Genomic DNA, 24821 nt, shown 5'->3' with positions numbered 1-24821 from the left:
CGATCAGCCTACGTGGCCGAGCAGGTGTCCGCCGGATGCGAGTTGGTGGACGTCGGCAGGCTGCAGATGCGCGGCTTCGGCGATGTCGACGATCGCAGCTCCGCCGTCGGCCGCCTCGAGCACCGCCGTCTCGAGTTCGTCGGTGACCTGGTCCAGGTGCCACCGGACGTCCTCGAGGTCGGCGGCTGCGGCTGCGACCCGCCGGAGTGCCGGGGAGAGCGGGAGGGCGAGATCCTTCGGCTCCTCGTGGGAGAGCTGGAAGCCGCAGGCGCAGGCCCAGACGAGTTCGACGTCGAACCCCCCGGTCGGCTGCTCGATCATGCCGTAGGAGGTGCCGTGCCAGGAGGTCTCGCGCAGGGTCATCGGTCCGCCACAGTGGAGGGGCGCTCCGACGGCGGTGTCACCGGCACCCAGGGAGCCAGGAATGGTTTCACTGATGGTCTGCGTCATTGCCCGCCCTTTCGCTCAGGAATACGAACCGTACTGTCAACTAGTTCGGCTAACTAGTTATATGCCGACTGACAGAGGCCTGTCCACCCGGATGGACGACGGCATCAGTCGTCGAGGGTCCGCTTGCGCGTCTCGCGATGCTCGTGCTCGCTGACCACGCCGCGACGATGGAGGTCGTCGATCTCGCGGAGGCGGTCCTTTTTGGTCCGGGGTGGGTGCAGGGTGTCCGGGCGGGCCCCGGACAGTGGTGCGCCCGGCGGCTGCTGTCCGCTGTGCGGTCGAGTCCCCCTCCGCGCCGCCGAGGTCAGGAGGACCGCCCCGACGATCACCGCCACCACCAGCAGGAATCCGAGGATCACGATGATGTGCCATCCCTCGAGGCGCACGGCTCAGCCCTGCCCGGCGGCGGCGAGGGTGGAGTCGACGAGGCCCTGCAGCTCTTCCTGCGTACCCTCGGGAAGGGTGTCCTTGGCCGTGCGGACGGCCGTCACGGCGAGGTCACCACGGGTGCCGACGATGGTCATGGTCTGCTGCGTCGCTACGTCCGGGGTGGTCTGTACCGCCAGCGTCCCGGCCGTGCGGTCGGCGTCCGTCGTTGCCTCCACCGCCTCGACGGTCTGGTCGATCGACACTCCCGAGGCCTCGACACTGATCGAGGAGCAGGATTCGAGCGTTTCCGCGGTCCGGGCGGCCTCGTCCTCGCCGGCGGAGGCGATCTCGGCGGCGGAGGCCGCCGAGAGGATGGTCTGCACGGCGTCGCCGTCCGCGCTGGAGACGCCCGTCGCGACGCCTGCGCCCTCCGGTGCCTCCAGGCTGTTCGACACGAAGACCGCGCACTCCTCGGGGCTGACCGTCACGCCGGCCAGGAACTGGCGCGCCTGCTCCATGCTCTGCTCGATCTGGGCCGTGGGGAGCATCTGCAGGGCACTGCCGTCCGCCTGCGTGACCGATCCGAGGATGGCCGAGAGGTCGTCCGACGAGTAGCTCCCGGTCCCCTCCGCCGCGTCGGGAGACGCGCCGTCGGACGCGCTCCCGGACGCGTCGGCCGAGACTTCCGGGGACGGCTCTGCCGACGAGACGGATGCCGGCGTGGACGCACGCGCCTCGCCCCCATCCGTCGATGTCGAGCAGGCCGTCAGGACGACCAGGACGGCAAAGGACAGTCCCGTGATCGGGGCGAAGCGTGGCATGCGTGATCCTCCGGTGGTTCGCCGGGCCCTCGGCCCGCTCCGGCAAGGCTACACAACACGCCCGGACGCAGAGCCGCTGAAGGAGGCTCCTGCGCGGCGTCCCGCACGTCCGGTCCGCCGGTACACCTGCAGGCAGAAGACGACGAGCAGCAGTGCGTGCACGGCGTCACCGCCGTAGTACATGAGCTGCGCGGCCCCCGCTGTCCCGTCCGGCATCCCGGCAGCACCGGCCAGCGAGTACAGGTGCTTCGCGATCATCCCGTGCGCTGCGATGGAGACGAGGATCGCGCCTGCGCGCAGGGTGACGGACGCCCGGTGGGGCTGGGGATCCACCCCGACGACGGCGTAGGCGAAGAGCGCCCCCGAGGCCACGAAGTGCACGTGGAGGACCGGGCCGGCCACGGGATCATGCAGCAGGGCGAGGGCCGAGCCGTCCCGGTACAGCAGGGCCATCGGCATGATGGAGAGCACCAGTGCGGTCACCGGATGGGTGAGGATACGGAGCGGCGGGCTACCGGCCAGGCCTGCGAGCCGCCGACCGGCATGGACCGGGACCGCCCGGAGCACCAGGGTCATGGGCGCGCCGAGGACGAGCAGGAGCGGCACGAGCATCCCGAGCACGAGGTGGACGGCCATGTGGGCCGTGAAGCTGTTCCCGGCAGCCGACGCGACGGGCCCCACGGACACCACGAGGCCGAGCAGGGCGCCCGAGAGCCACGAGGCCGTGCGCACCGACGGCCAGGAGGTGCGACCCCGCAGCACCGCGACGCGGTCGGCGACGAGATAGCCCGCCACCAGTCCCGACCAGGCGAGGACGACGGCGGTCCGCACCGCGAAGCTGACGGCGTCACCGTCGCCGGCCGCCGTCCCGGCACCACCTGTATGGTGCTGCACGGCGTCGCCCACCACGGCGGAGAACCTCACCCCCGCCGGCGTCCCGCCCGCCGGACGGCGAGCAGCACGAGGACCCCGGCGACCAGGAAGGCCAGCGCCGCGCCGTTCCACGCGAGGTCGTAGGGGAGGAGGTCCACCCCGTACCGGACCTCGTGCAGGCCCAGCAGCCTGTGCTGCACCAGGCCGTCGAACAGCTGGAAGGCGCCGACGCCGACCAGGATCCCGCCCGCCCAGCGTCGGGTGTCCAGTGCACCCCGTCTCCTCAGGTCCGCGAACAGGAAGAGCGAGGCGACCGTGGCGAACCAGCTGAACGCGTGGAACAGGCCGTCGGACACGAGGCCCGCCGCCTGGGTGGAGCGGTCGTAGAAGTGGTGCCAGTGGAGGAGCTGGTGGAACACGGCCTCATCGAGGAAGGCGATGATGCCGCACCCGAACAGGATGCCCACCAGGACGTTCCGCCGATGCAGGTGGGGCGTGCTCGCACCGTTCCCCGGCTGGGCGGGAGGGCGGGTGGTCGAAGCGATGGTGTTCCCCGTCGTCGAAGGGTGCGGACGTTGTCAGCGTGCCAGTGCCGCGCGGGGAGCGTCCAGCACTTTCGGGTCCGCGCCGCCCCGACCCCGAGAGCCTCCGCGCCGTGCTCCGACGGTCATGGTCCGGCTCGGATGGCGATGCGCCGGACTACATTGGCCCTGTGGAGAAGAACCCTGCGTTCAGCGAGTACCTGAAGGCACGACGGGAAGCTGGTCCGCCCGGAGGACGTGGAGCTGCGCACCTACGGCCGGCGGCGCGTCGTGGGACTTCGTCGGGAGGAGGTCGCGCAGCTGGCGGGCATCAGCGTCGACTACTACGTCCGCCTCGAACAGGGTAGGGACCACCACCCCTCGCCGCAGATCCTGGATGCACTGGCACGTGCCCTGATGCTCGACCCACCGTCGACGCTTCACCTGCACCGTCTCGGCCGACTCCCTGCCGACCGCCCCGTGCCGGGATCGGGATCGACGGACGGTGTTCCCGAGCCGGTGGCCCCGGGGTTGGGCATCCTGCTCGAGACGATCGGCAATGTCCCGGCCTTCGTCCAGGACCGCTTCATGACGGTCCTCGCGGCCAACCGGCTCGCCATAGCCCTCTCTCCCCGGAACGCACCGGGGACGAACATCCTGCGCGAGGCTTTCCTGGATCCGGCGGAGCGGGACCTGTACGAGGACTACGACCAGGTGATGCGCGAAGCCGTGGCGGGATTGCGTGCTTCGGTCGGAGAACGAGTCGACGATCCCCGGGTCCGCCGCCTGGTCGAGGACCTGTCCGATCGCAGCGCCTACTTCGTGCACCTGTGGAACCGACATGACGTGCGGCCGAAGGTCGCCGGCCGTCGGCTCCTGCACCACCCGATCGTCGGTGACCTCGACCTGTTCCATGAGAAGCTCGCCGTCGCAGGGACTGATGGGCAGCTCCTCGTCGTGCATCACGCCTCACCGGGCTCGCCCTCCGACGGTGCGTTGCGGCGCCTCGCGCGCACCGGTCCATCAGTGGTCGCGTAGGGCGGACCCGCCTACGGAAATCCCCTGCCGACAGGGGCTCGGTTGCCCAGGGTGGCCCTGGTGTTCCTAGGCAACGCAGGGATCTACCTGCAGCTCTGGTCGACGAGCAGACTCATGCACAGAGCCGCCCATGCCGCACCCAGTCCCCTCCGGGCAGGTCCTGCCGGCGCCACGGGCTCCTCTGCCACATGACACCCGTCCTCCACGAAAGAAGTCATCCCCTATGGCCCGCATCACCACCCCCTTCGGTTCCTCCTCGACCGCCTCCGATGTCACCCGGAGCATCGACTTCACCGGTCGGCGGGTCGTCATCACCGGCGGCGCCTCCGGTATCGGAATCGAGACCGCCCGCGCATTCGCCCGCATCGGCGCCGAGGTCACCCTGGCCGTCCGCAATCTCGAAGCAGCAGCTCCTGTCGCCGAGGAGCTGCGCGCATCCACCGGCAATCAGAACATCTTCCTCGGCCGTGTGGATCTCGCCGACCATGCCTCCGTCAAGGAGTTCGCCGACGCATGGACCGGACCGCTGCACGTGCTCGTCAACAACGCCGGGATCATGGCACTCCCCGAACTGGAACGGACACCGGAGGGGTGGGAGATGCAGTTCGCCACCAACTTCCTCGGTCACTTCGCCCTTGCGCACGCACTCCACAGTGCTCTCGCCGCAGCCGGAAATGCCCGCATCGTGTCATTGAGTTCGAGCGGTCACCTCTTCTCCCCGGTCCACTTCGACGACCCGCACTTCGACTTCATCCCGTACGACGCGTTTCTCGCCTACGGGCAGTCCAAGACGGCGACCGCCCTGTTCGCCGTGGCGATCACCTCGCGATGGGCGAAGGACGGCATCACGTCGAACGCCGTCATGCCCGGCGCCATCGCGACGAACCTCCAACGCCATACCGGTGGGCTCCGCACGCCGGTCGAACGCCGGAAGACGCCTGAGCAGGGAGCAGCGACGACGCTCTACGTGGCGACGGCCCCCGACCTCGACGGGATCGGCGGCCGCTACTTCGAGGATGTCAACGAAGCAGCGGCCGTGGACCACCGCGGACCCGACTACACCGGCGTCGCCGCCTATGCGCTCGACCCGGTGAACGCCGACCGGCTGTGGGACCTGGCCGAGGGCCTCCTCGCCCGGCGCGCCTCCTGACCGCCGCCTCCGCCGTCCCGTACCGGCCGACGGCACTGCCGACCACCGAAGGATCACGATCATGACCACTGTGCCCAGCATCACCCGGACCACCACGCTCGCCGCCCGCAGCTCACCCGCACCGAACGGGCTGCGGGTCGGATGGGTGGGCCTCGGCGACCAGGGGGCGCCGATGGCACGAGCCATCGCCACCGCGGGTTTCGACCTGCAGGTGTGGGTCCGTCGAGAGGCTTCCCTGAACGAGCTCGAGGGGCTGCCCCATACCCGACACGAATCCCTCGCAGACCTCGGAGGAGCCAGTGAGATCCTGGGGCTCTGCCTGCGTGAGGACTCCGATATCGAGGAGGTCCTGATCGCCGGTGGCCTCCTCGCCGCCATGGAGCCGGGGACCGTCCTCATCAACCACGGAACGGGACTCCCCGGCTACGCGTCCTCCCTTGCCGACCGCGCCGCCCGCACGGGCGTTCTCGTCCTCGATGCCCCCGTCAGCGGAGGCAGGGCCGGCGCCGAGGCGAGACGCCTGACAACCATCGTGGGCGGGCCTGAACCGGCACTGGCCAAGGCCCGGCCGGTCCTCGACTCGTTCTCGACGACGATCGCCTACATGGGTGCCGTGGGATCCGGACAGATCGGGAAGCTGATCAACAATGCACTGCTCATGATGAATCAGCGCAGCATCCAGGACATCCTGGTGCTCGCTCGGAACCTCGGCCTCGACCTCGACCGGTTGGTCGATCTCCTGCTCTCGGGTACCGGTCGCAGCTTCGCGGTGGAAGCCCTGACGGGTCCGGTCACGGCGGCCAACGCTGCGCACCTGGAGGTGCTGCAAGCAATCGACATGGATATCTTCACCGAGGCCATGACCGCCCTGGGCCAGGATGTGGCGCAGCTCGACGCCTATGCCCGGCCGGGTGCCCACGGCCTGCCGATGGCCGCCGAGCTGCTAGCGGAAGGCCTGGAATCAGGCCCCGGTAGGTCGCGGAGTGTCGGCGTGCGCCGGTAGGCCGATGGCGACCTCGGGCACGGCCTGACACGCTCCCGGCGGCAGCCCCTGGATGGCTCAGCCCGCGTCGAGCCGGCCCCGGAGGATCGAATCGCCCGAGTGTGCCGGATCGCCGTCGTCGGGCTCGCTCGAGATGTCGACGACGGGCAGCGCCGAGAGGTCCACGTCGTCGGGCACCCGGAACGCGCCGTCCACCCCCTCCATGGCGCCGAGGCTGACCATGCTGCTCGCGTCCGGGGCGAGGAGCCACACCTCGCGGTGCCCTCGGGATGCGGTGGCAGCGGAGTGCACCACGAGCATGCGCCCACCGTCGGACAGGAGGTCCACGCGGGCGCTCCCGGCGTCGGCGTAGGTTCCCATCGGCGTTAGTCCGGCCGAGGCCATGGTGCGGGGAGCCGCGGTGTCCCCCCGCGCGTCGCCGGCCTCGGGCGACGGACCAGGGGCCTCGGCGACGGCGGCCCACAGGAGGCCGGCGGCCGCAGCCGCAGTCAGGACGCCGACGACTGCGCGACGACGGCCGCTCATCCTGCCGGACCTGCCGGGCCGAGCGGCATGGCTGGTGCGGGCGGGTTCATGGGGCGAAGCGGCCCCGACCCCGGTGTGCGCCTTGACGGGCGCGCCCAGGGGGTCGGGGCGGAGCTCCTCGCCCAGCTCCAGCTCCCGGTGGATCGCCGCCCAGACCGATGGTGGTGGGAGGTCCATGGCCGGAGCGCCGGCCTCATCCGTCCAGAGGAGGCGCCTGCGGACGCGCGCCATGTCGTCGATGCAGGCGGGGCAGGACTGGACGTGCTCGCGCTGGCCGTCGCCGACGTCCTCCCCGAGGGCTATGAGGGTCATCGTGGCGCGGTCGGCATGGCGCACGATCCCCCTCCTGTCCTTCTGCGGTCGAGGAGCGGGGTGGGAACACCCTGATCCGGTCGGTCCTGCGGACCTCCGCAGTGCCAGTGTCGCCCCGCGGGCGGTCCGGGAACCGGTCGAAGGAGCAGTGGCTCACAGAGGGTTCGTCCGGTAGGGGCCGGAGGATGGTCTTAAGGTCGGACCGGATATCACGCGGATCCCCGGACGGCCCGCGGGACGGGATGTGCCGCGGGTCAGGAGACCTTCTCGCCGTACCACCAGTGGGCGTCCTCCACCGGCCGGGCGGCCCGGGTGAGAGGTACCACGACGCCGGTCCGCTGCGGATGCGTGAGGACCATGCGGAGCACCGCGAGGAGGGCGGCGGGCAGCGAGACCAGGACGGCGACGGCGATCGCGTACATCGCGAGGGCGGCGTGCAGCGGCGAATGGTAGAGACCCTCCATCAACGCGGCGCTGCCGAGCCACAGCCACAACCAGAACAGGCCGATCACGTAGAGCAGCGATCGTGCGCGCCTGTAACGCAACGGATAATGCATCCGCCTACGCTCCATATTCGTCTCCCCAGACTTATGTACCGGAACCCGCCCCAGGCAGGTCCACAGATGAATGATAGACCTCGATTGAGGCTTTGCCGACGTCCGGTACGAGAATGAGACGTGACGAAAACCGGGGGCTCCGACGAGAGCCCGGACATCAGGGTCCGGAGGGTCCGGGGGGACGGCGTCTGGGCCCGCGTGAGCTCAGCGGGTGAACCGGGCGAGAGGCCCTTCGTGCTGGTCTCCGGCATCGGCGTCTCCTCGCACTACTTCGAGCAGCTCGCCCCGCACCTCATGCAGTTCGGCCCGGTCTACGCGCTGGACCTTCCCGGCTTCGGTGGTGTGCCGCACGCCCGGCACGCGCTGTCCATCGGCGAGTTCGCGGACCTCGTCGGGACGGCGATCGACGAGCTCGGCCTGGAGGATCCGGTGGTGGTGGGGCACTCCATGGGAACGCAGATCTGCGCCGATCTGGCAGCCCGCCGGCCGGGTCTGTCCACCCTCGTGCTCATCAGCCCGGTGATCGACGCATCGAGGAGATCCACACCGGCGCAGGCGGTGCGGTTCCTCCGGGCAGCCCTCCATGAGCCCTCCCGCGTGAAGCTGCTCGCGGTCGTCGCCTACCTCACCTGTGGGTTCGGCTGGTTCTTCAAGATCCTGCCGCGCATGATGTCCTACCCGATCGAGCGGACCGCCGCCCGCGTGGGGGCGTCGACACTGATCATCCGCGGCGAGCACGACGCCGTGTGCCCGCGTCCGTGGGTCACGCGCCTCAGCGAGGCGTTCCCCAGGGTGGCTTCGGTCGTGGAGATCGAGGGTGCGGCGCACTCCGTCATGCACGCGCACGCGCGGGAGGTGGCGGATCTCTGCGTCCGCCACGCCGCAGGAACGCTGGGCGAGCCCTCGGTCGGTGAGACGGGAGGTACCGGCGACGCGGCATCACAGCACCACCGGCATCAGCTGCAGGAGCGGGGCTCGGCCGACGGCATCACGGTGGTCCCGGAGCTGCCGGACCAGGAGGTCTCCCTCGACCCCGTCGACGCGGTCCGGGCGATCGCCGACGAGGTGCAGGGGGTTGCCGTCGAGCTGAAGGGCAACCGGACCGACGACGACCACCTCGTCGAGAGGGGCAGGGAGCAGCAGGCCGAGGCCAGATCGAGGGGCCGCGGCTGAGGCCGCACCCTCGGCGGTCTAGCGGGTCATGGCCGCGTCCGGGAGATCGACGTCCGTGGTCGCGTCGCCCAGGAGCCGGACGTGGTCCGGGGTGAGGTCCTCGATCCTGTCGACGCCGAGCAGCTGCATGGTGCGGGCCGTCTGGGTGCCGAGGATCTCGATGGTGCGGTCGACGCCCTTACGGCCCCCGGCCATGAGGCCGTAGAGGTAGGCGCGGCCGATCAGGGTGAAGTCGGCACCGAGGGCCATGGCGGCGACGATGTCGCCGCCGCTCATGATGCCGGTGTCGAGGATGATGTCCGTCTTGCCCTTGAGGTCGGCGGCGACGCGCGGCAGCAGGTGCAGGGGGATCGGGGCGCGGTCGAGCTGCCGTCCGCCGTGGTTGGAGAGGATGATGCCGTCCGCGCCGTGGTCCACGGCCTTCTTCGCATCGTCGAGGGTCTGGATGCCCTTCACCACGAGGTTCCCCTTCCACACGCTGCGCAGCCAGTCGAGGTCCTCGAACGTGAGGGTGGGGTCGAACATCGAGTTGATGAGGTCCGCGACGGTGCCCGAGTAGCGGGAGAGCGACGCGAAGGACAGGGGCTCGTGCGTCAGGAAGTTGAACCACCAGGCGGGGCGGTAGGAGGCGTCGAGGACGGTCTTCAGCGTCAGGGCCGGAGGAATGGTCATGCCGTTGCGGACGTCGCGGAGGCGGGCTCCGGCGACTGCGGTGTCCACGGTGACCATGAGGGTGTCGTTGCCGGCCGCTGCCGCGCGGGCGATCAGTTCCATGGAGCGGTCACGATCCGTCCACAGGTACAGCTGGAACCAGTTGCGGCCGTTCGGCGCGGCCGCTGCGACGTCCTCGATCGAGGCGGTTCCCATGGTCGAGAGCGTGTAGGGGATGCCCGCGGCCTCGGCAGCCTGGGACCCGGCGTATTCACCCTCCGACTGCATCATGCGCGTGAAACCGGTGGGTGCGATGCCGAACGGGAGGGCTGAGGTCCCGCCGAGGATCGGCGTGGCCGTGCTGACCGTCTGCACGTCCCGGAGGATGCCCGGCCGGAACTCGAGGTCGAGGAAGGCGTCCCGGGCGCGGCCGAGGGAGATCTCCGCCTCGGCGGCGCCGTCGGTGTAGTCGAAGGGCGCGGTGGGTGTGCGGCGCTTGGCCAGGTCGCGGAGGTCCCAGATGGTGTTGGCCCGCTTCAGTCGCGCTGCGGACCCGAAATCCGGCTTCTTGAACTGCATGAGGGGAGCGAGGTCGGCGACCTTCGGCACGCGGCGCCGGAGGGCCGGGGGGACGGCGGTGCGGGCTGCGGGATTCACGGAGGGGATCACGAGGGGTGCCTTTGCTCGAGGGACGGATCGCGGCGGTGCGCGGGGCGGCTGAGGTCTGACCACAGATCCTACGGCGTGTGGTCCGACCACACAAGATAGGCTGGCTCCATGCGCACCCACCAGGTTGTCTCGGCATGGCTCGAGCAGGAACTCGCGGCGGGCAGGCTCGCCATCGGTTCGCGGTTGCCGGGCGAGCGCAGCATGGCTGAGCAGCTCGGCATCAGCAGGGCGTCGGTGCGCGAGGGTACCCGCGTGCTGGAGGCACTCGGCGTCGTTCGGGCCGGTGTGGGATCCGGTCCGCAGGCGGGGACGATCATCACGGGCAACCCGGCGCTCGCCCTCGATTCCGCGCTCCGTCTCCACGTCGCCAGCGCGCACCTGCCGGTCAAGGACATCGTGGAGACACGCCTGCTGCTCGAGGCGTGGGCTGCGGAGCATGCGTGGCGTGACTCGCCGGCGCTCGAGCGGGCCGCGCGGCTACTGGACGAGATGGACGGGCCGGATGCGCACGATCTCGGGCCCGGAGCCTTTCTGGAGCGCGATGCACTGTTCCATGTGGCGCTGGCCGAAGCGGCCGGCAATGTGCTCGTCGGCGCCATGATGGGGTCCCTGCGCGGATCGATCGCTGCCTACACGCAGCGACTCACCGCCGACCTCCCCGACTGGGGGTCCACCTCCGACCGGCTGAGGCATGAGCACCGGGCGATCCTGGCGGCGATCGTCGGGGGCGAGGGGCTCAGGGCTGCCGACCTGGTGCGGCATCATATCGAGCGGTTCTACCGGGAGTCCGGTGTCCACGATCAGCACCCCGAGGCTTGACAGCCTGCTGACCTTTCCAATATGAGGAAGCTCACCTAGACTGCTCCTACTGGTCGAGCAGATGGCCGTGGACCCACCGGACGTGGAGCTGACCATGGAACGCTTGCCGCAGATACTCGACCATCCCACCGCACCGGAGCAGTCTTCCGCGCCGTCGTGGAAGCCTTCGCTGCACGCCGTCGCAGCTCCGCCGGCGATCCCCGGATCCGCGTTCCCCGAGGACCTCGCGACGGTCACCACGCGCGAGCTGCGGCTCCTCTGCAACCGCACCTTCCAGCACCTGGACTCGGATCACCCGGCGCTCGAGGCGAGGGAGCAGTTCGACGCCCTCACCGAGGAGCTCGAGCGCCGTGAACGCCAGGCTGCGCAGCGTGGCACAGGGGACTCCGCCCGGGAGACCTTCCGGGACAACGCGCTGTTCTCGCGCTTCGAGCTGTTCCGCAACGGCGTCATGGCGGGCTACGTGCAGTACGACATGCGCGGTGGACATGTGCTCCTGCTCCACTCCGTGATCGACCCGCGGTTCCAGCGGACCGGTGTCGAATCGGTCCTCATGCAAGCCGTACTGCTCGACGCGCACCGCCGACGCCTCGCCGTGATGCCCTACTGCCCCGAGGCTCAGGACTTCCTGGCCGCCCACCCCCGGTTCCTCTCGCTCATCCCTGCCCGGCAGCGCCGCCGCTTCACCCTGCTGATGGCCTCGCGGGCCGAATCAGCACCGCGGGACGGCGCGTGAGGCCGGTCGACGTCCTCGTCGAGGCCCTGGGCCGCCTGCCTGACCTGGTGCACGCAGCCGTCGAGGGTCTCGACGCCGAACAGCTCTCCGCTCGCCCGGGTGGATCCGGCAACTCCGTCGCCTGGCTCGTCTGGCACCTCGCCCGCGTGGAGGACAGTCACCTCGCCGATGCTTTCGGGCATGACGACGTCTGGCTCTCGGACGGGTTCGCCGATCGGTGGGACCTCGCGCTCGACCACTCGGACACCGGGTACGGACACTCCTCCGAACAGGTGGATGCCGTCCGGGTCCGTTCCGGCCGGCAGCTGCTCGACTACTTCGACGCCGTGCACCGCGTGACCGGACGCCTGGTGGGCGGACTGACCGAGGCGGACCTCGGGCGGGTGGTGGACGAGGACTGGGACCCACCGGTGACGCTGCTGGTCAGGCTCGTGAGCGTGGTCGACGACGCCGTCCAGCACGCCGGCCAGGCCGCGTACGCGCGCGGCATCATCCTCTCAGCGGGCTGATCCGGTTCCGGAGAGACCCGTCTGGCGCAGGGTGATGTTGAGCCGTCCCTCGAACCCGATGCCCGTGGGAGCCGTGCCCGGGAGGGTACGGACCACACCGTGGTACGCGAAGCGCGAGGGGCCGCCGAAGACGAAGAGGTCCCCCGAGGCCAGTTCCACGTCCTGCCAGGGCCGGTTGCGGTTCTCGGTGTTGCCGAACCGGAAGACGCACGAGGTCCCCAGGCTGAGTGACACGACGGGTGCATCGGTCCGCTCCTCGCGGTCCTGGTGCATGCCCATCCTCGCGGCGTCGTCGTAGTAGTTGACGAGTGCGGCGTCTGGCTCGTACCGCGCGGCCTCGTCCCGCCCGTAGGCGGCGGCCACGGCATCACGACCGAGCCTGCGCAGGACGTCAGGGAAGGGCGCGACGGCGGCACCTCCGACGTCGTCGGCCGTCCGGCTGTAGCGATAGGGCAGCCAGTGCCAGCCGAGGCTGACGCTCTGCACGGACATGACGCCGCCGTTCGGCATCCGCGGTGAGCGCATCCGCACCGGGCCGACCGCCCACGCACGGCACAGGGCCACGAGTTCGCGCTGCCGGACGGGATCCAGCCAGTCCGGCACCAGGACCGCGCCTGGTGCCAGCTCGCGGCGCGGCCGGGGGATCAGGGCGTCGGGCAGATCGGTCACCGTCCCATTGTCCGCCGACCGGAGGGTCATCCTCCCGCGAGCCCGCCGCGTCGACGCGCCCGCCGTCGCGTGGACGCCCCGTGCCGGAAAGCCACGGGATTCGTTGACCCTTTCTTCGGTTTCAGCGTCGGGCTGGGTCGAGGGTGGCACGGAAGACTCGAGACCGAAGCGCGGAGCCCGGCTGGGCGGCGGCGCACTACCCATGCCAGGGACGTCGGACGACGTACCCGTGGTGCCGGTCCCGAAAGGAACACCCCACATGACCATGACCCGCAGTGCACCCCGGAACGACCCGGAGCCCGAGCCGGACGACGCGCAGCCGGCGCCCTATGCGACGAAGGGCAGGCTCGACCGCATCGTCGGCCTCGTGATCGTCGGGCTCGTCACCCTGGCCGCGGCGCTGCTGTGGCTGGCCGTCGCCGCGAACGGACCGGACACCTCCATCTCCGAGTCGCACGACGCCGTGGTGGGCGTCTGGAGCGTCCTCTACAACTCGGACGCCCCCGAGATGAACGTCATCCTCTCCGCGATCGCCCTCGCCCTCCTCGCGGGAGCCGGCCTGGCCCTGGTGGAGCGGCGCATCGCCACGAAGGCCCGCCGTTCCATGAACCCGGGACACCAGCCCCTCGCCCCCAAGGTCGTCATGTCGGCCAACCGCGGCGCCTTCGCCGGCGAGGTGACGGTGACGGTGCTCATCCCGGCGCACAACGAGGAGGCATCGCTCCCGCAGACCATCGCCTCGCTCAAGAGCCAGTCGCACCGTCCGGAGCGCATCATCGTCGTCGCCGACAACTGCACGGACGCGACCGTGCGCCTGGCCCGCGAGGCCGGCGTCGAGGTGATCGAATCCGTCGACAACACCCACAAGAAGGCCGGCGCCCTCAACCAGGCGCTGAAGACGGTCCTGCCGCAGCAGGGGGACAACGACGTCGTCATGATCATGGACGCCGACACGCAGCTCGATGACGGCTTCCTCGCCAACGCCGTGGTGCGCTTCGTCGACGATCGCGCGCTCATGGCGGTCGGCGGGCTCTTCTACGGCGAGGACGGCCACGGACTGATCGGCCAGTTCCAGCGCAACGAGTACATCCGCTACTCGCGCCAGATGCGCCGTCGCCGCGGGCGCGTGTTCGTGCTGACGGGGACGGCGTCGCTGTTCCGCCCGTTGGCGCTCCGCACCATCGCCGCGAGCCGGGGCAGGACCATCCCGGGTACGCCCGGGGATGTGTACGACACCGCCGCGCTGACCGAGGACAACGAGCTCACCATCGCCATCAAGTCACTCGGTGGCCTCATGATCTCCCCGCAGGACTGCACGGTCGTCACCGAACTGATGCCCTCCTGGCGCACCCTGTGGAACCAGCGGCTGCGCTGGCAGCGGGGGGCGCTCGAGAACATCGGCGCCTACGGGGTGACGGCCCCGACCATGCGCTACTGGGCCCAGCAGCTCGGCATCGGGTACGGCGTGATCGCGCTCAGCGCATACCTCGCGCTCATCCTCATCACCGTCGTGTCCCTCGAGACGTGGATCTGGTTCCCCTTCTGGCTGGGCCTCGGACTGCTGTTCACCCTCGAACGGATCATCACGGTGTGGAAGGGCGGCTGGAAGGCACGGCTGCTGGCGGCGACGCTCTTCCCCGAGCTGTTCTTCGACATGTTCCTCAACCTCGTCTACGTCAAGGGAGTCGTTGACCTCTCCTTCGGCCGCAAGGCCAGCTGGACGCACCTCACCCACGCCGCCCCGGCGCCCGCACTCGAATCCCAGGAGGCCTAGGCCATGTTCAGTACCTCAGTAGGTCCCATCGTCCCCACCGGCATCCTCCTCCCGGAGACGGTGCTGCACTCCGGCCTGTTCGCCGTCCTCGCCGCGTTCGTGGCGATCAACACGGTCATCTATGCCTCCCTGGCGCTGGCGAACGTGCTGCCGAAGATCTACCCCTCGGACTGGGTCACGAACCGCAACCGCCGCACCGAGACCAGGAGCATCTACCCCGAGACCCGGGACTGAACCCGACGCATCCTGGGAGCCGCCGTCCGGTCGCCGTCCCGTCTGTCTTCCGGGCGCTTCTCGCCGGCTTCGACCGGCGCGGCCAGGACGTTGCCCGCGACCGGCGCCGGGCACGTGCCGAAGGGCGAGAACGCGCTCGGGTAGTTGATGGTCCGGTTGAAGTCGAGGAGCACCGTCCCGTCCGGGCGCGGCCGGCGCGTGACCACCTTGCGCCACGCTGCCGTGGAGGCGCCGTTGGTCCGGTCGTGGAAGGTGATGGCGAGGGATCCTGCTTCCTCCTGCGAGGCGCGGAGCCGGAACTCGCCGTCCTCGCCGGGTAGCCGGAACACCACCTCGCCGACGGTGCGGTGCTTCCCGGGGACGTCCGGATGGGCCGTCGCGATCATCTCCTCCCGGGGCGCAGTGAACGGTTCGAAGCGCCCCTCGACCACGAGATCCGGCCGGTAGCCGAAGACGGGGACGCCCGTGAAGTGCGTCAGGGTGGGTGCCTCGGCGTCCCGGGTCCGGACGGCGTAGCGCCCGGCCCGGCGGGCGAGCTCCACGACCACGCGGCGCCCCTCCGTGCCACCGAAGGCCACCCAACTGAGGGACTCCTCGTCGCCGAGGGTCGCCGTGATGGTGCCGGTGACGGGCCGGCCGCTCGTCAGGTCCGTCAGGCCGTCCGCGCTCTCCGCGGTGACCGCAGCATGCGTCGCGGTGCCCGTCCAGGTACCGGGCACGCCCTCGAGGGCACCGGGGGAGTCCGCCAACCACTGGAAGGACGTGATCGTCAGCCAGCCGTGCGGCTCGGCGAGGGCGGCGTCGCGGGCCGTCCGGAAGTCCGACCAGCGTTGCTCTGCGGTCCGGGTCGTGGTGCTCATCATGGCCTCCTGGTGCGTCTGATCCTGCACCGCCTAGAACCTGCGGGGCACGGCCGGCATTCCCGCCGATGCTGCCAGCCGTGGCCTCCTCGTCAGGGCCAGGACACGGCGCTGCATCCGGATCCGACGACGATCGGTGTCCTCGGGATCAGGGAAGCCGGCCGGGGTGGATCACACGTCGACGCCGGAGTACGGTGACGGTGTACGGGCCGCGCAACGGTCTCGGGGGAAGTGGTACCGCATGACGCTCAGCGACGGATACATCCAGCAGGGCCTCACCCTGCAGGCCATCAGGGACGTCGGTCTCGACCCGGTCGAGGTGTGGATCGCCTACTTCGGCATGGGTGGTACCGCGGACCCCGTCCACGTCCTCGACTACCTCCGCGGCTCCGCTCTCATCCCCCCGCTTCAGCGTGACATCGTGTCCCGCGCCGTGAGCGAGGTGCTGTTCGACGGTGGGCTGCTGTGCGGCGGCCAGGGAGCGAAGGGTGCCCGCCGTCCCGCAGGAGCTTCAGCAGCAGATCCCGGATCGGCAGCCGGCATCGACGGGGTCGCCCTGCCGCCTTCGATGGACTTCGACCCGGCCGTCGCGACGACGGCGTCCGCCGGCGCGCTGCTGCACGGGGACGTCCCGGTGCAGGATCCTGGTGCGCAGGAGTCCAGGCGTGTCGCCTCGCTCGAGCGCACGGGGCTCCTTGAGACCGGCGCCGAGGAGCGGTTCGACCGCATCACCCGCCGGGCGCGTGAGTTCTTCCAGGTGGGCGTCGCCGCCATCGGCTTCCTGACGCACGACCGTTACGTGACGAAATCCGCGGCGGGTCGGGTGGAGGCGTACCTGCCACGGCAGGAGGTGATGTGCAACCGGACCATCCGGACGACCCGTGCCCTCGTCGTGCCCGACGCCCGGCAGGACGACCGCTTCCGCAACCTGCGGTTCGTCAGGAGCGAGCCGGGGATCCGCTTCTACGCCGGTCATGCCCTCCGCGGTCCCGGCGGGCTGCTCATCGGGACGTTCTGCGTCGCCGACACGAGACCCCGTCACTTCGCGCGGGAGGACGAGCGCGCGCTGCGGGTCTACGCAGCCCAGGCGCAGATGCAGGTCTGCCTCTGAGGCGTCAGGTGCTGTAGCCGGCCGATGCGCCGAATCCGGCGAAGACGACGACGAAGAACACGATGAGGCCGACGATGGCCAGCACGTTGAGGATGGTCACGATCCAGCCGAGGATCTTGCCGGCGGTCGCCGGGACCCCCATGCTCTCGGCCTTGGACGCCTGCCAGATGGCGAGCGGCCCGAGGACGAAGCCGGCCATGAAGAAACCCACGATCCCGAAGATGAGGGACAGCTGGGCAGCACTCGTCCCCGCCATCGCCTGGGAGGACGGCTGGTAGTAGCCGGGCTGGTAGCCGCCGGAGGCAAAAGGCTGCTGGTAGGGCTGCTGGTAGGGCTGGTGGTGGGGCGGGACGGACTGGTAGGGCGCCGTGCCCTGCCGCTGGTCGCTGCGGCCGGCGGCGTCGTCGTACGGGTTCTCGGGCCGTCCCGCCGGGGGGCGCTCACCGGGATAGGGATCGTGTGACATGGCGCTTCTCCTGATCGAACGGTGGGACGCGGAACGGCGGCCCCTGGGTCACCATCATCCCGTGCGGAGCGCCGCTCCGCACGCACGGCCGGGAACGGCGTCAGGCGTCGACCGGTCCACGCGCGCGGAGGCGGGAGTGGCGGTACCCGTAGGCGAAGTACACACCGAAGCCGATGATCAGCCATACAGCGAAGAACAGCCAGGTGACGGTGGCCAGGTTGAACATGAGGTACAGGCACAGGGCGGCCGAGGCGATCGGGATGACCGAGCCGAAGGGGACCCGGAAGGCGGGGGTCAGATCGGGACGCTTCCGGCGCAGCACGATGATGCCGAGGCTCACCGTGATGAAGGCTGACAGGGTGCCGATGTTGATCATCTCGGCCAGCACCTCCACCTGCGTGAAACCGGCGAGGAGGCCGACGACGACGCCGCACAGGATCTGCGTCCGGGCGGGCGTCGCGTGCTTGTCCGATGTCCGGCTGAGGCCCCGGGGCAGCAGTCCGTCGCGACTGAGGGCGAAGATGACGCGGGCCAGGCCCATGAGCAGCACCATGATCACGGTGGTCAGGCCGATCAGGCTGCCGAGGGAGATGACACCGGCGGCCCAGTCGGCACCCACGAGCTGGAAGGCGGTGGCGAGCGAGGGCGCTCCGGAAGCGCCGAGCTCCGTGTAGGGCACCATGCCCGTGACCACGAGGGTGACGAGGATGTAGAGGACGCTGACGACGGCCAGGCCGGCGAAGATACCGCGGGGGAGCGTGCGGCTCGGGTTCTTGACCTCCTCCGCGGAGGTGGCGACGACGTCGAACCCGATGAAGGCGAAGAAGACGAGGGCCGCTCCGGAGATGATGCCCGTGAAGCCGAAGGCCGCCGGTGAGGCGCCGCTGAGGAAGGAGAGGAAGGGCTGGTCCGCCCAGCCCGTGCCGCCCTCGGCGGCGGGCTCGGACGCGGGAACGAAGGGCGTGTAGTTCTCGGGGCTCACGTAGAAGAAGCCGACCACGATCACGAACAGGACGATGCCGATCTTGATGACGGTGAAGACGCTGTTGACGCGGGCGGAGAGCTTGGTCCCGTAGATCAGCACGGCGGTGAAGATCGCGACGATCAGCAGCGGTCCCCACGTGAGGTTCAGGCCCAGCAGACTGATGTCGGAGGGGATGTCCAGGTCCAGCACGCTGAAGAGGTCCGAGAGGTAGACGCCCCAGAACTTCGCGATGACGGCAGCCGCCATGAGCAGTTCGAGGATGAGGTTCCATCCGATGATCCAGGCCAGCAGTTCCCCCATGGTGGCGTACGTGAAGACGTAGGCGCTTCCCGCGACCGGCAGCGCCGTCGCGAACTCGGCGTAGCACATGATCGCCAGGGCGCAGGTGATCGCTGCAAGGACGAAGGAGATGGTGACGGCGGGGCCGGCGTTGAACGCCGCGGCCTGGGCCCCGACCGAGAAGATCCCGGCGCCGACGGCGACGGCCACGCCCATGATCATCAGGTCCCAGGTGGTCAGGGAGCGTTTCAGGCCGTGCCCCTTCTCATCGGAGTCCTTGATCGACTGTTCGATCGACTTCGTCCGGAACAGGTCCATGGGTGCTGGTCCTTCGCAGGGTAGGGCGTGGAGGAGGAACCCGCCGCATGGCGGAGGTCCCCGTCGAGGATAGGAGGGCCGGCCCGTCCGCCGCACATCGTGACGCGCGGCGGACTGGGACCGACGGCGGGCCGGACCCTAGGAGTCGCGCCGGAGGAGGGCGTGGCGGGGGCTGTCCGGATTCATCAGCGAGTTGCGGCGCCCGTAGAAGAAGTACACGGCCAGGCCGATCAGCAGCCAGACACCGAAGCGCACCCACGTCTCCCAGTGCAGCTGGAGCATGAGGAAGAGCGACGCCAGGACACCGAACGCCGGGACGATCGGCATGAGGGGCAGCTTGAAGGTGCGGGGCACCTCGGGCCGCGTGCGGCGCAGGACGATCACGGCGACGCACACGACGACGAAGGCTGCGAGGATGCCGATGTTGGTGAGGTCCGCGACGGCCCGGATGGGGAAGACACCGGCGAGCAGCGCCGAGGCGATACCGGCGATCCAGGTCACGCGCTGCGGGGTCCCGTTGAGGTCCGTCGTCGAGAACCAGGCCGGCAGCAGCCCGTCACGGCTCATGGAGAACCAGACGCGGGTGACGCCGAGCAGGAAGGTGAGCATGACGGTGAGGATCGAGATCACGGCGAAGGCGGAGATGACCGTCGCGACGACGGGCAGGCCCACGGACTGGAAGGCGGAGGCGAACCCGGCCGTGGGGCTGATGTCCTCGTAGTTCTGCATGCCGGTGAGCACCAGCGTCGCGAGGACGTACAGCACCATCGCGATCAGCAGTGACAGGAGGATGGCCTTCGGCATGTGCTTCTTGCCGTCGGTCGCCTCCTCGGCGGCGGTGCTCATGGCGTCGTAGCCGAAGACGGCGAAGAAGACGGTGGCTGCGCCGGTGAACACGGCGCCGAAGCCCGAGGGCAGGAACGGGGAGTAGTTCTCCGCGTCCACGTAGAAGAACCCGAGCCCCACGATCCCGAGGATGAGGAGGATCTTCAGGCCCACGGCCACGAGCTCGAACCGGCCGAACGTCTTGGTGCCACGACTGAGGATGAACGTGATGAGCAGGCAGACCACGATCGCGGGGAGGTTGATCAGACCGCCCTCGATGGTGTCGGGCGTGCCCTGCATCCAGGTGGGGACGGTGACGCCGATGCCGGACATGAACTCCGTGAAGTAGCCGGAGATGCCGATCGCGACGACCGCCACGATCGCGATGTACTCGAGGAGGAGGTCCCAACCGATGAACCAGCCGATGATCTCACCGAGGGCCACGTATCCGTACGTGTATGCAGAGCCCGCCCGGGGGATCATCCCGGCGAATTCGGCGTAGGACAGGGCGGCGGCGGCGCTGGCCAGGCCGGCGACCAGGAAGGAGATGAGGACGGCGGGCCCGACGGCGGTCCCGTCCTCGCCCCCGTTGGCGACGAGTCCGGCGAGGGTGAAGATCCCGACGCCGATGATGCCACCGACGCCGATCGCCGTCAGCTGCCACAGCCCCAGGCTCTTGAAGAGGCCGGTACGGCCGGTCTCGTCCTCGACGTTGTCGATGGGTTTCCGCCGCAGTACCGACTGCGATCCCCGTGCGCCTGCATGCTCCGACATCATCGTCCGTCCGTAGGTGGGTGGTGCTTCGTGCACCCAGCAAGTATGGGGCGGTCGATGCTTCGGGGGAAGTCAGGAGAACCGAAGATGATCCGTCGGTTCTCCTTACCTGTTGATCGGGGCGCAGCGCAGGCCGTCGAGCAGGATCCCGAGGTAGCGGTCGAAGCCTGTCGACATGCTGCCGTTCGATCCGCTGTCGGGAGCGTCGCGCTCCTCCGGTGCGTCCATCGGCTGTGGCGCACCGGTCCGCGTCGGTGCGTCGGCCTGCTCGCGCGTCAGGGAACCGAGCATGCGGATCAGGACCAGGAGGTCCGCTCCGGTCAGGTCGGGGCGGGCCGCGCCGTCATTCCGCACCCGAGACGCGAGCTCCTCCGCGGTGGGGGAGAGCCGCTCGCGCAGCAGTGCGACCCCGGCGGACACGAAACCGTGGTCGTCGAGCAGGTCACGCAGGCCCCTGTCCTCGACCTGCATGCGGGCCACGGAACCCACGAAGGCCGAGACCGCGGCCCGGGGGTCCTTGAGGGCGAGGGCTTCCGTCGCGGCGCGGTCGACATCCACCCTGCGCTCCTCGAGGAGCGCCTCGATCAGCGTGCGGCGGTCCGGGAAGCGCCGGTACACGGTGCCGACACCGACGCCGGCTTCCCGGGCGATGTCCTCGAAGCTGCACTCGGTGCCGTGCTCGGCGAACATGCGTCGGGCGGCGCGGAGGACCACCTCGCGGTTCCGGCGGGCATCGCGCCGGAGCGGCCGGACGACGGCGTCCGCCCCGGACGTCGTCGCCCGACCCACGGGGAGACCTGACCGCGCACCGGTGTCAGGCGGCGTCACGGAGTGCCGCACGGTGCAGCCGGAAAGTCAGGAAGAGCCGGTGGGCGGTGATCACGACCGCCAGCCAGGCGATCCCGAGCGTCCACGCGACGAGCACGTCCGTCAGCCAGTGGTGGCCGAGGAACACGCGGCTGAGGCCCATGGTGACCGCGAAGAGGACGGCGAGTATGACGGTCAGGGCCCGGGTGCGCTTGCGGTGCTGCCGGAGCACGAGGAGGTAGGCGACGATCCCGGCGATCACGAGCGCGTTGAGCGAGTGCCCGCTGGGGAACGAGGGTGAGGACTCGTAGGGCGGGACGGCGAGATCCATGGGCGGGCGGAGGCGCCCGATGGCGTCCTTGCCCGCGACGGTCATCAGCAGGGAGCCGAAGGCGGCGGCCGGGATCAGGATCACGGGAGTCCACGAGCGGCGACTGACAGCGAGCAGCACCATCACGGCGAGGGCGAGGATCGGCATGCCGATGGGGCCACCGATGTTCGTGTATCCCGTGATGAAGGCGTCGAGCCGGTCCTGGCGGAGCGAGACGGCGAGGTCCAGGGCGGGCCGGTCGAGTGCCGCGACGCCGTCCGACTCGACGACCGACTCGTACACCTCCGCCGACGCCGCCGTCAGCAGCGCCGCGATCCCGCCGCCGACGGCGATGAGCAGGAGCAGGGCGGCGTGCGGGCCCAGCCTGCGTGCGAGGGGACGGACGCACCGCACGAGGAAACGGCCGACGGGGGTGGGCCATCGGGTGAGGTCGCGGGGGCCGACGTACTGGTCCTGATGGGCTGGCATCCCCTGACTCTATGCGCCCTGCCCGGCAGGGGCACCGGGCTGAGGGAGCTGCAGGCGCGGTGTGTGCATCCGGCGCCGGTCCTGCTAGGGCGCCCTCTGCCGGCACCGCCGGCCGCCTGCCGTCGGTGCCGCGCCGGAACGTCAGGCCCGGGTCTAGGCTGGCGGCATGAGCGATCCAGGTCCCATCCGCGATATCGTCCGTGGCGTTCCCGTGTTCCCCGACGAGATGCCGCCCTTCGACCCGGTCGCGGCGCCCGCCTCGCCGCTCGACCTCTTCCTCGACTGGCTGCGCACGGCGGTGGCGGACGATGTCGCAGCGCCCCACGCGGTCCATCTCGCCACCGTCGACGAGGACGGCGCGCCGGACGCCCGCGTGGTGATCCTCAAGGACCTGACGGAGGACGGGTTCCAGGTCGCCTCGAGCAAGGACAGCCCCAAGGGCCGCCAGCTCACGGCCACCCCGAAGGCTGCCCTCACCTTCTTCTGGCCCGCGGCAGGCCGCCAGGTGCGCATCCGGGGCGGAGTGTCCACGGGCACCACGGAGGAGAACGACGCGGACTTCCAGCGCCGCCACCCCGTGGCCCGTGCGCTGGTGCTGGCCGGCAGCCAGAGCTCACCCCTGCAGGACAGGGCGGAGCTGGACGCCGCCGTCGAGAGCCAGGTGGAGCGCATCGAGGCGACCGAAGGACTCGCGTCCACCACCTGGACAGTGTTCACCGTGGCACCTGACGCCGTCGAGTTCTGGCAGGCAGACCAGGAGCGTCGCCATGCCCGGCTGCTCTACACCCGCTTCGGGGAGGGCTGGCGGCGCGAGTTGCTCTGGCCGTAGCGCCTAGCCTGCGGCTGACGGTCCTGTGGTGGAGGTCCGGGACTGCGCACGGGCAGTGCCCGCGCGCAGTCGGTGGACGAACTCGAGCTTGGCGATGACCGCCGGCGGCAGCACGAACGGGTAGAGATCGTTCGCGCCCATGCTGCGGTTCACCTGGTTGAGGGCCACCGACAGCGGGATCCACGTCTCGCGCACCACCTCGCCGAAATCGGCCGTCGTCGCGGGTCCGGGTCCGCCCGCCAAGCCGTACTGCAGCGCTGTATCAACGGTGTCACAGATGTGCAGGTAGTGGGCGAAGGTCTCGGCGAAGTCCTCGTAAGGATGCATGGTCGCGTACTGCGAGATGTGGTTCTTCTCCCAGCCCTCCGGTGGGCCCTGGTCGTAGTGCCGCTTCAATGCATCCTGGTAGCTGTCGCGGTCGTCGCCGAAGATGGCGCGCGCACGTTCGGTCATCTCGGGGTCCGAGAACACGAGGGTCCCCTCGACGTAGTGTCCGGTCTCGTGCCGGAAGTGCCCCAGCATGGTGCGGTACGGCTCGTCCAGTTTCGCGCGCATCTTCTCCCGGTGGGAATCGACCGTCTCCGCGAGGTCGATGGTGATGAGACCGTTCTGGTGGCCGATCACCACTTTCTCCTCGACGCTGGAGAGGAGGTCGAAGGCCAGCCCCCGCTCCGGGTTCCTGATCCTGTCCTCGATCGGCAGGCCGAGGGTGTCGAGTTCGTAGATGAGGTGCCGCTTGGACCGCTCCGCGTCCAGGAACTGCGCCAGCCCGGTGGTGTCGTGGTCGTCCGGGCGGGTGCGCGTGAGGGTGCAGCTGAAGCATTCGTCCCCTTCCTCGCGGACCAGCCAGGTGCAGCCGGACAGTGTCAGGTTGACGCACCGCACGAGGGACTGGCCCGCGCGATCGACATAGCGGCCGTCGTCGTCGAGAGCGGTGATGCTCCGCTCGCCGCGATGGAAGCCGAGTTGCGTGCCGCAGGCGAGGCAGCGGGAGTTCTCGAAGAACAGCGGGGAGATGCACACGGTGCAGGTGAAGCGTTGCATGGGGTCCTGGGGGGAGACGGGGGCGGAGGGACGGTCAGCCGAAGAAGACGAGCCGGATCAGGGCGGCAGTGCCGATGACGAGGATGGTGGCGCGCAGGGCGAGCGGGGAGAGCCGCCGCCCCACCCTCGCGCCGAGGAGGCCGCCGAGCGTGGCGCCGACGGCGATGATGAGGACGACGGCCCAGTCGATCGAATCCCAGGCGAACAGCATGAAGGTGATGGCGGCGACCGCGTTGACCGCCGTCGTGAGCACGTTCTTGATCGCGTTGATGCGCTGCAGGCTCTCGATGGTGACCATGCTCATCAGGCCGACGATCAGGATGCCCTGCGCCGCTCCGAAGTAGCCGCCGTAGACGCCCAGGATGGCGATGCCGGCGAGCAGGAGCAGTGAACGACGCCGGGAGGGGCGGGTGTCCGGGGCGGTCTCGCCGGCCTTCGCCGCCGCTGCCCGCTGCACACGTGGTGCCAGAGCGACCATCGCGAGTCCGGCGATGATCAGGATCGGGACGATCGCCTGGAAGGCCTCGGGCGGAAGGACCAGCAACAGGAGGGCGCCACCCAGTCCGCCCAGGACGGACAGCGGGAGCAGCCGCAGGAGCAACCCCCTGTTGGCCCTGATCTCGCGTCGGTACCCCCAGGACCCCGACAGGCCTCCCCCCACCAGCCCGATGTTGTTCGAGATGTTCGCGACGATCGGCGGGTAGCCGAAGAGCAGGAGGGTGGGGAAGGTCACCAGGGTGCCCGAACCGACCACGACGTTGATCATGCCCGCCCAGAAACCGGCGACAAGGATCACGGCGATCTCGAGCACGCGCCCACCATCCTCCCGGCATCGGTCCGTGGGTTCCGGTCGGGCCCGGCGACGGCCGCG

At 69.9% G+C, this 24821-nt stretch carries 28 protein-coding genes; 11 read left to right on the top strand and 17 right to left on the bottom strand.

The window, feature by feature from the left end:
- Positions 1-3 precede the first annotated feature (3 nt).
- The 5 genes from FNH21_RS06395 to FNH21_RS06375 all read right to left on the bottom strand — a co-directional run bounded on the left by FNH21_RS06395 (position 4) and on the right by FNH21_RS06375 (position 2980).
- On the bottom strand, positions 4-450 hold the full coding sequence (locus FNH21_RS06395; protein ID WP_152813154.1) for a hypothetical protein: 447 nt from the start codon (positions 448-450) through the stop codon (positions 4-6).
- A gap of 104 nt (positions 451-554) precedes the next feature.
- Positions 555-836 (bottom strand): hypothetical protein, encoded by a 282-nt coding sequence (locus FNH21_RS06390; protein WP_152813152.1) that lies wholly within the window; start codon positions 834-836, stop codon positions 555-557.
- A 3-nt stretch (positions 837-839) separates the two neighbouring features.
- Positions 840-1640, bottom strand: a complete 801-nt coding sequence (locus FNH21_RS06385; protein WP_152813150.1) for a hypothetical protein — start codon at positions 1638-1640, stop codon at positions 840-842.
- 48 nt (positions 1641-1688) lie between these two features.
- Positions 1689-2549 (bottom strand): cytochrome c oxidase assembly protein, encoded by an 861-nt coding sequence (locus tag FNH21_RS06380; RefSeq protein ID WP_206687031.1) that lies wholly within the window; start codon positions 2547-2549, stop codon positions 1689-1691.
- Positions 2550-2560: 11 nt separating this feature from the next.
- Positions 2561-2980, bottom strand: coding sequence for a DUF2243 domain-containing protein (locus FNH21_RS06375; RefSeq protein WP_338403177.1), 420 nt, complete (start codon positions 2978-2980; stop codon positions 2561-2563).
- 312 nt (positions 2981-3292) lie between these two features.
- Here FNH21_RS06375 and FNH21_RS06370 point away from each other — a divergent pair, with 312 nt between their 5' ends.
- From FNH21_RS06370 to FNH21_RS06360, 3 genes are all read left to right on the top strand, one after another.
- On the top strand, positions 3293-4072 hold the full coding sequence (locus FNH21_RS06370; RefSeq protein ID WP_206687030.1) for an MmyB family transcriptional regulator: 780 nt from the start codon (positions 3293-3295) through the stop codon (positions 4070-4072).
- A 223-nt stretch (positions 4073-4295) separates the two neighbouring features.
- Positions 4296-5222: an SDR family NAD(P)-dependent oxidoreductase gene (locus FNH21_RS06365; protein WP_152813145.1), complete on the top strand. Its 927-nt coding sequence runs from the start codon at positions 4296-4298 to the stop codon at positions 5220-5222.
- A 61-nt stretch (positions 5223-5283) separates the two neighbouring features.
- Positions 5284-6225, top strand: coding sequence for an NAD(P)-dependent oxidoreductase (locus FNH21_RS06360; protein ID WP_152813143.1), 942 nt, complete (start codon positions 5284-5286; stop codon positions 6223-6225).
- A gap of 57 nt (positions 6226-6282) precedes the next feature.
- Here FNH21_RS06360 and FNH21_RS06355 read toward each other — a convergent pair whose 3' ends face one another.
- Complete coding sequence (locus tag FNH21_RS06355) at positions 6283-7086, bottom strand: anti-sigma factor domain-containing protein (RefSeq protein ID WP_152813141.1); 804 nt, start codon at positions 7084-7086, stop codon at positions 6283-6285.
- A 230-nt stretch (positions 7087-7316) separates the two neighbouring features.
- Positions 7317-7619 (bottom strand): hypothetical protein, encoded by a 303-nt coding sequence (locus FNH21_RS06350; protein WP_152813139.1) that lies wholly within the window; start codon positions 7617-7619, stop codon positions 7317-7319.
- A 120-nt stretch (positions 7620-7739) separates the two neighbouring features.
- Here FNH21_RS06350 and FNH21_RS06345 point away from each other — a divergent pair, with 120 nt between their 5' ends.
- Positions 7740-8792: an alpha/beta fold hydrolase gene (locus FNH21_RS06345; RefSeq protein WP_152813137.1), complete on the top strand. Its 1053-nt coding sequence runs from the start codon at positions 7740-7742 to the stop codon at positions 8790-8792.
- A gap of 18 nt (positions 8793-8810) precedes the next feature.
- Here FNH21_RS06345 and FNH21_RS06340 read toward each other — a convergent pair whose 3' ends face one another.
- Positions 8811-10175 carry an alpha-hydroxy acid oxidase gene (locus tag FNH21_RS06340; protein WP_422108748.1) on the bottom strand — a complete coding sequence of 455 codons (1365 nt, stop codon included), beginning with the start codon at positions 10173-10175 and terminating at the stop codon, positions 8811-8813.
- A 45-nt stretch (positions 10176-10220) separates the two neighbouring features.
- On the opposite strand from FNH21_RS06340, the gene FNH21_RS06335 reads away from it, so the two are divergent.
- The 3 genes from FNH21_RS06335 to FNH21_RS06325 all read left to right on the top strand — a co-directional run bounded on the left by FNH21_RS06335 (position 10221) and on the right by FNH21_RS06325 (position 12176).
- Positions 10221-10931 carry a FadR/GntR family transcriptional regulator gene (locus FNH21_RS06335; protein ID WP_152813135.1) on the top strand — a complete coding sequence of 237 codons (711 nt, stop codon included), beginning with the start codon at positions 10221-10223 and terminating at the stop codon, positions 10929-10931.
- Between the two features lie 94 nt (positions 10932-11025).
- A complete protein-coding gene (locus FNH21_RS06330; protein WP_191931662.1) occupies positions 11026-11667 on the top strand; it encodes a GNAT family N-acetyltransferase in 642 nt (213 codons plus the stop codon).
- Positions 11664-12176 (top strand): mycothiol transferase, encoded by a 513-nt coding sequence (locus FNH21_RS06325; RefSeq protein WP_191931661.1) that lies wholly within the window; start codon positions 11664-11666, stop codon positions 12174-12176. The genes FNH21_RS06330 and FNH21_RS06325 overlap by 4 nt, the downstream gene beginning before the upstream one ends.
- On the opposite strand, the gene FNH21_RS06320 is transcribed toward FNH21_RS06325, so the two are convergent.
- Entirely contained in the window at positions 12165-12845 is a 681-nt protein-coding gene (locus FNH21_RS06320) for an alpha-ketoglutarate-dependent dioxygenase AlkB family protein (RefSeq protein WP_338403175.1), read from the bottom strand. The genes FNH21_RS06325 and FNH21_RS06320 overlap by 12 nt on opposite strands.
- A gap of 259 nt (positions 12846-13104) precedes the next feature.
- Here FNH21_RS06320 and FNH21_RS06315 point away from each other — a divergent pair, with 259 nt between their 5' ends.
- Both FNH21_RS06315 and FNH21_RS06310 read left to right on the top strand, forming a co-directional pair.
- Positions 13105-14619, top strand: coding sequence for a glycosyltransferase family 2 protein (locus tag FNH21_RS06315; protein WP_241742742.1), 1515 nt, complete (start codon positions 13105-13107; stop codon positions 14617-14619).
- A gap of 3 nt (positions 14620-14622) precedes the next feature.
- Positions 14623-14853: a hypothetical protein gene (locus FNH21_RS06310; protein ID WP_152813129.1), complete on the top strand. Its 231-nt coding sequence runs from the start codon at positions 14623-14625 to the stop codon at positions 14851-14853.
- On the opposite strand, the gene FNH21_RS06305 is transcribed toward FNH21_RS06310, so the two are convergent.
- Positions 14832-15713, bottom strand: coding sequence for a DUF1684 domain-containing protein (locus tag FNH21_RS06305; RefSeq protein WP_152813127.1), 882 nt, complete (start codon positions 15711-15713; stop codon positions 14832-14834). The genes FNH21_RS06310 and FNH21_RS06305 overlap by 22 nt on opposite strands.
- Before the next feature lie 241 nt (positions 15714-15954).
- Between FNH21_RS06305 and FNH21_RS06300 the strand changes: the two genes are divergently transcribed.
- Positions 15955-16824: a GAF domain-containing protein gene (locus FNH21_RS06300; RefSeq protein ID WP_152813125.1), complete on the top strand. Its 870-nt coding sequence runs from the start codon at positions 15955-15957 to the stop codon at positions 16822-16824.
- 4 nt (positions 16825-16828) lie between these two features.
- Here the strand turns inward: FNH21_RS06300 and FNH21_RS06295 are convergent, their stop codons facing one another.
- The 5 genes from FNH21_RS06295 to FNH21_RS06275 form a co-directional block, all read right to left on the bottom strand.
- Positions 16829-17290, bottom strand: a complete 462-nt coding sequence (locus FNH21_RS06295; RefSeq protein ID WP_152813123.1) for a DUF4870 domain-containing protein — start codon at positions 17288-17290, stop codon at positions 16829-16831.
- Positions 17291-17390: 100 nt separating this feature from the next.
- The gene (locus tag FNH21_RS06290; RefSeq protein WP_152813121.1) at positions 17391-18872 is read right to left on the bottom strand and encodes an APC family permease; all 1482 of its coding nucleotides are present in this window, start codon (positions 18870-18872) and stop codon (positions 17391-17393) included.
- 138 nt (positions 18873-19010) lie between these two features.
- The gene (locus FNH21_RS06285) at positions 19011-20471 is read right to left on the bottom strand and encodes an amino acid permease (protein WP_152814129.1); all 1461 of its coding nucleotides are present in this window, start codon (positions 20469-20471) and stop codon (positions 19011-19013) included.
- Positions 20472-20576: 105 nt separating this feature from the next.
- Positions 20577-21260 (bottom strand): TetR family transcriptional regulator, encoded by a 684-nt coding sequence (locus tag FNH21_RS06280; RefSeq protein WP_152813119.1) that lies wholly within the window; start codon positions 21258-21260, stop codon positions 20577-20579.
- A gap of 25 nt (positions 21261-21285) precedes the next feature.
- Positions 21286-22077, bottom strand: a complete 792-nt coding sequence (locus FNH21_RS06275; protein WP_152813117.1) for a phosphatase PAP2 family protein — start codon at positions 22075-22077, stop codon at positions 21286-21288.
- Between the two features lie 166 nt (positions 22078-22243).
- Between FNH21_RS06275 and FNH21_RS06270 the strand changes: the two genes are divergently transcribed.
- Positions 22244-22906 (top strand): pyridoxine/pyridoxamine 5'-phosphate oxidase, encoded by a 663-nt coding sequence (locus FNH21_RS06270; protein ID WP_152813115.1) that lies wholly within the window; start codon positions 22244-22246, stop codon positions 22904-22906.
- 3 nt (positions 22907-22909) lie between these two features.
- On the opposite strand, the gene FNH21_RS06265 is transcribed toward FNH21_RS06270, so the two are convergent.
- Both FNH21_RS06265 and FNH21_RS06260 read right to left on the bottom strand, forming a co-directional pair.
- Positions 22910-23950 (bottom strand): zinc-binding metallopeptidase family protein, encoded by a 1041-nt coding sequence (locus FNH21_RS06265; protein WP_152813113.1) that lies wholly within the window; start codon positions 23948-23950, stop codon positions 22910-22912.
- A gap of 34 nt (positions 23951-23984) precedes the next feature.
- Positions 23985-24761 carry a sulfite exporter TauE/SafE family protein gene (locus FNH21_RS06260; protein WP_338403174.1) on the bottom strand — a complete coding sequence of 259 codons (777 nt, stop codon included), beginning with the start codon at positions 24759-24761 and terminating at the stop codon, positions 23985-23987.
- Positions 24762-24821 lie beyond the last annotated feature (60 nt).

Source organism: Arthrobacter bussei, assembly GCF_009377195.2.
In the GTDB taxonomy this organism is placed as follows: Bacteria; Actinomycetota; Actinomycetes; order Actinomycetales; family Micrococcaceae; genus Arthrobacter_D; species Arthrobacter_D bussei.
Note: the sequence above shows the minus strand (reverse complement) of the source record. Positions and strands in the feature narration are given on the sequence as shown.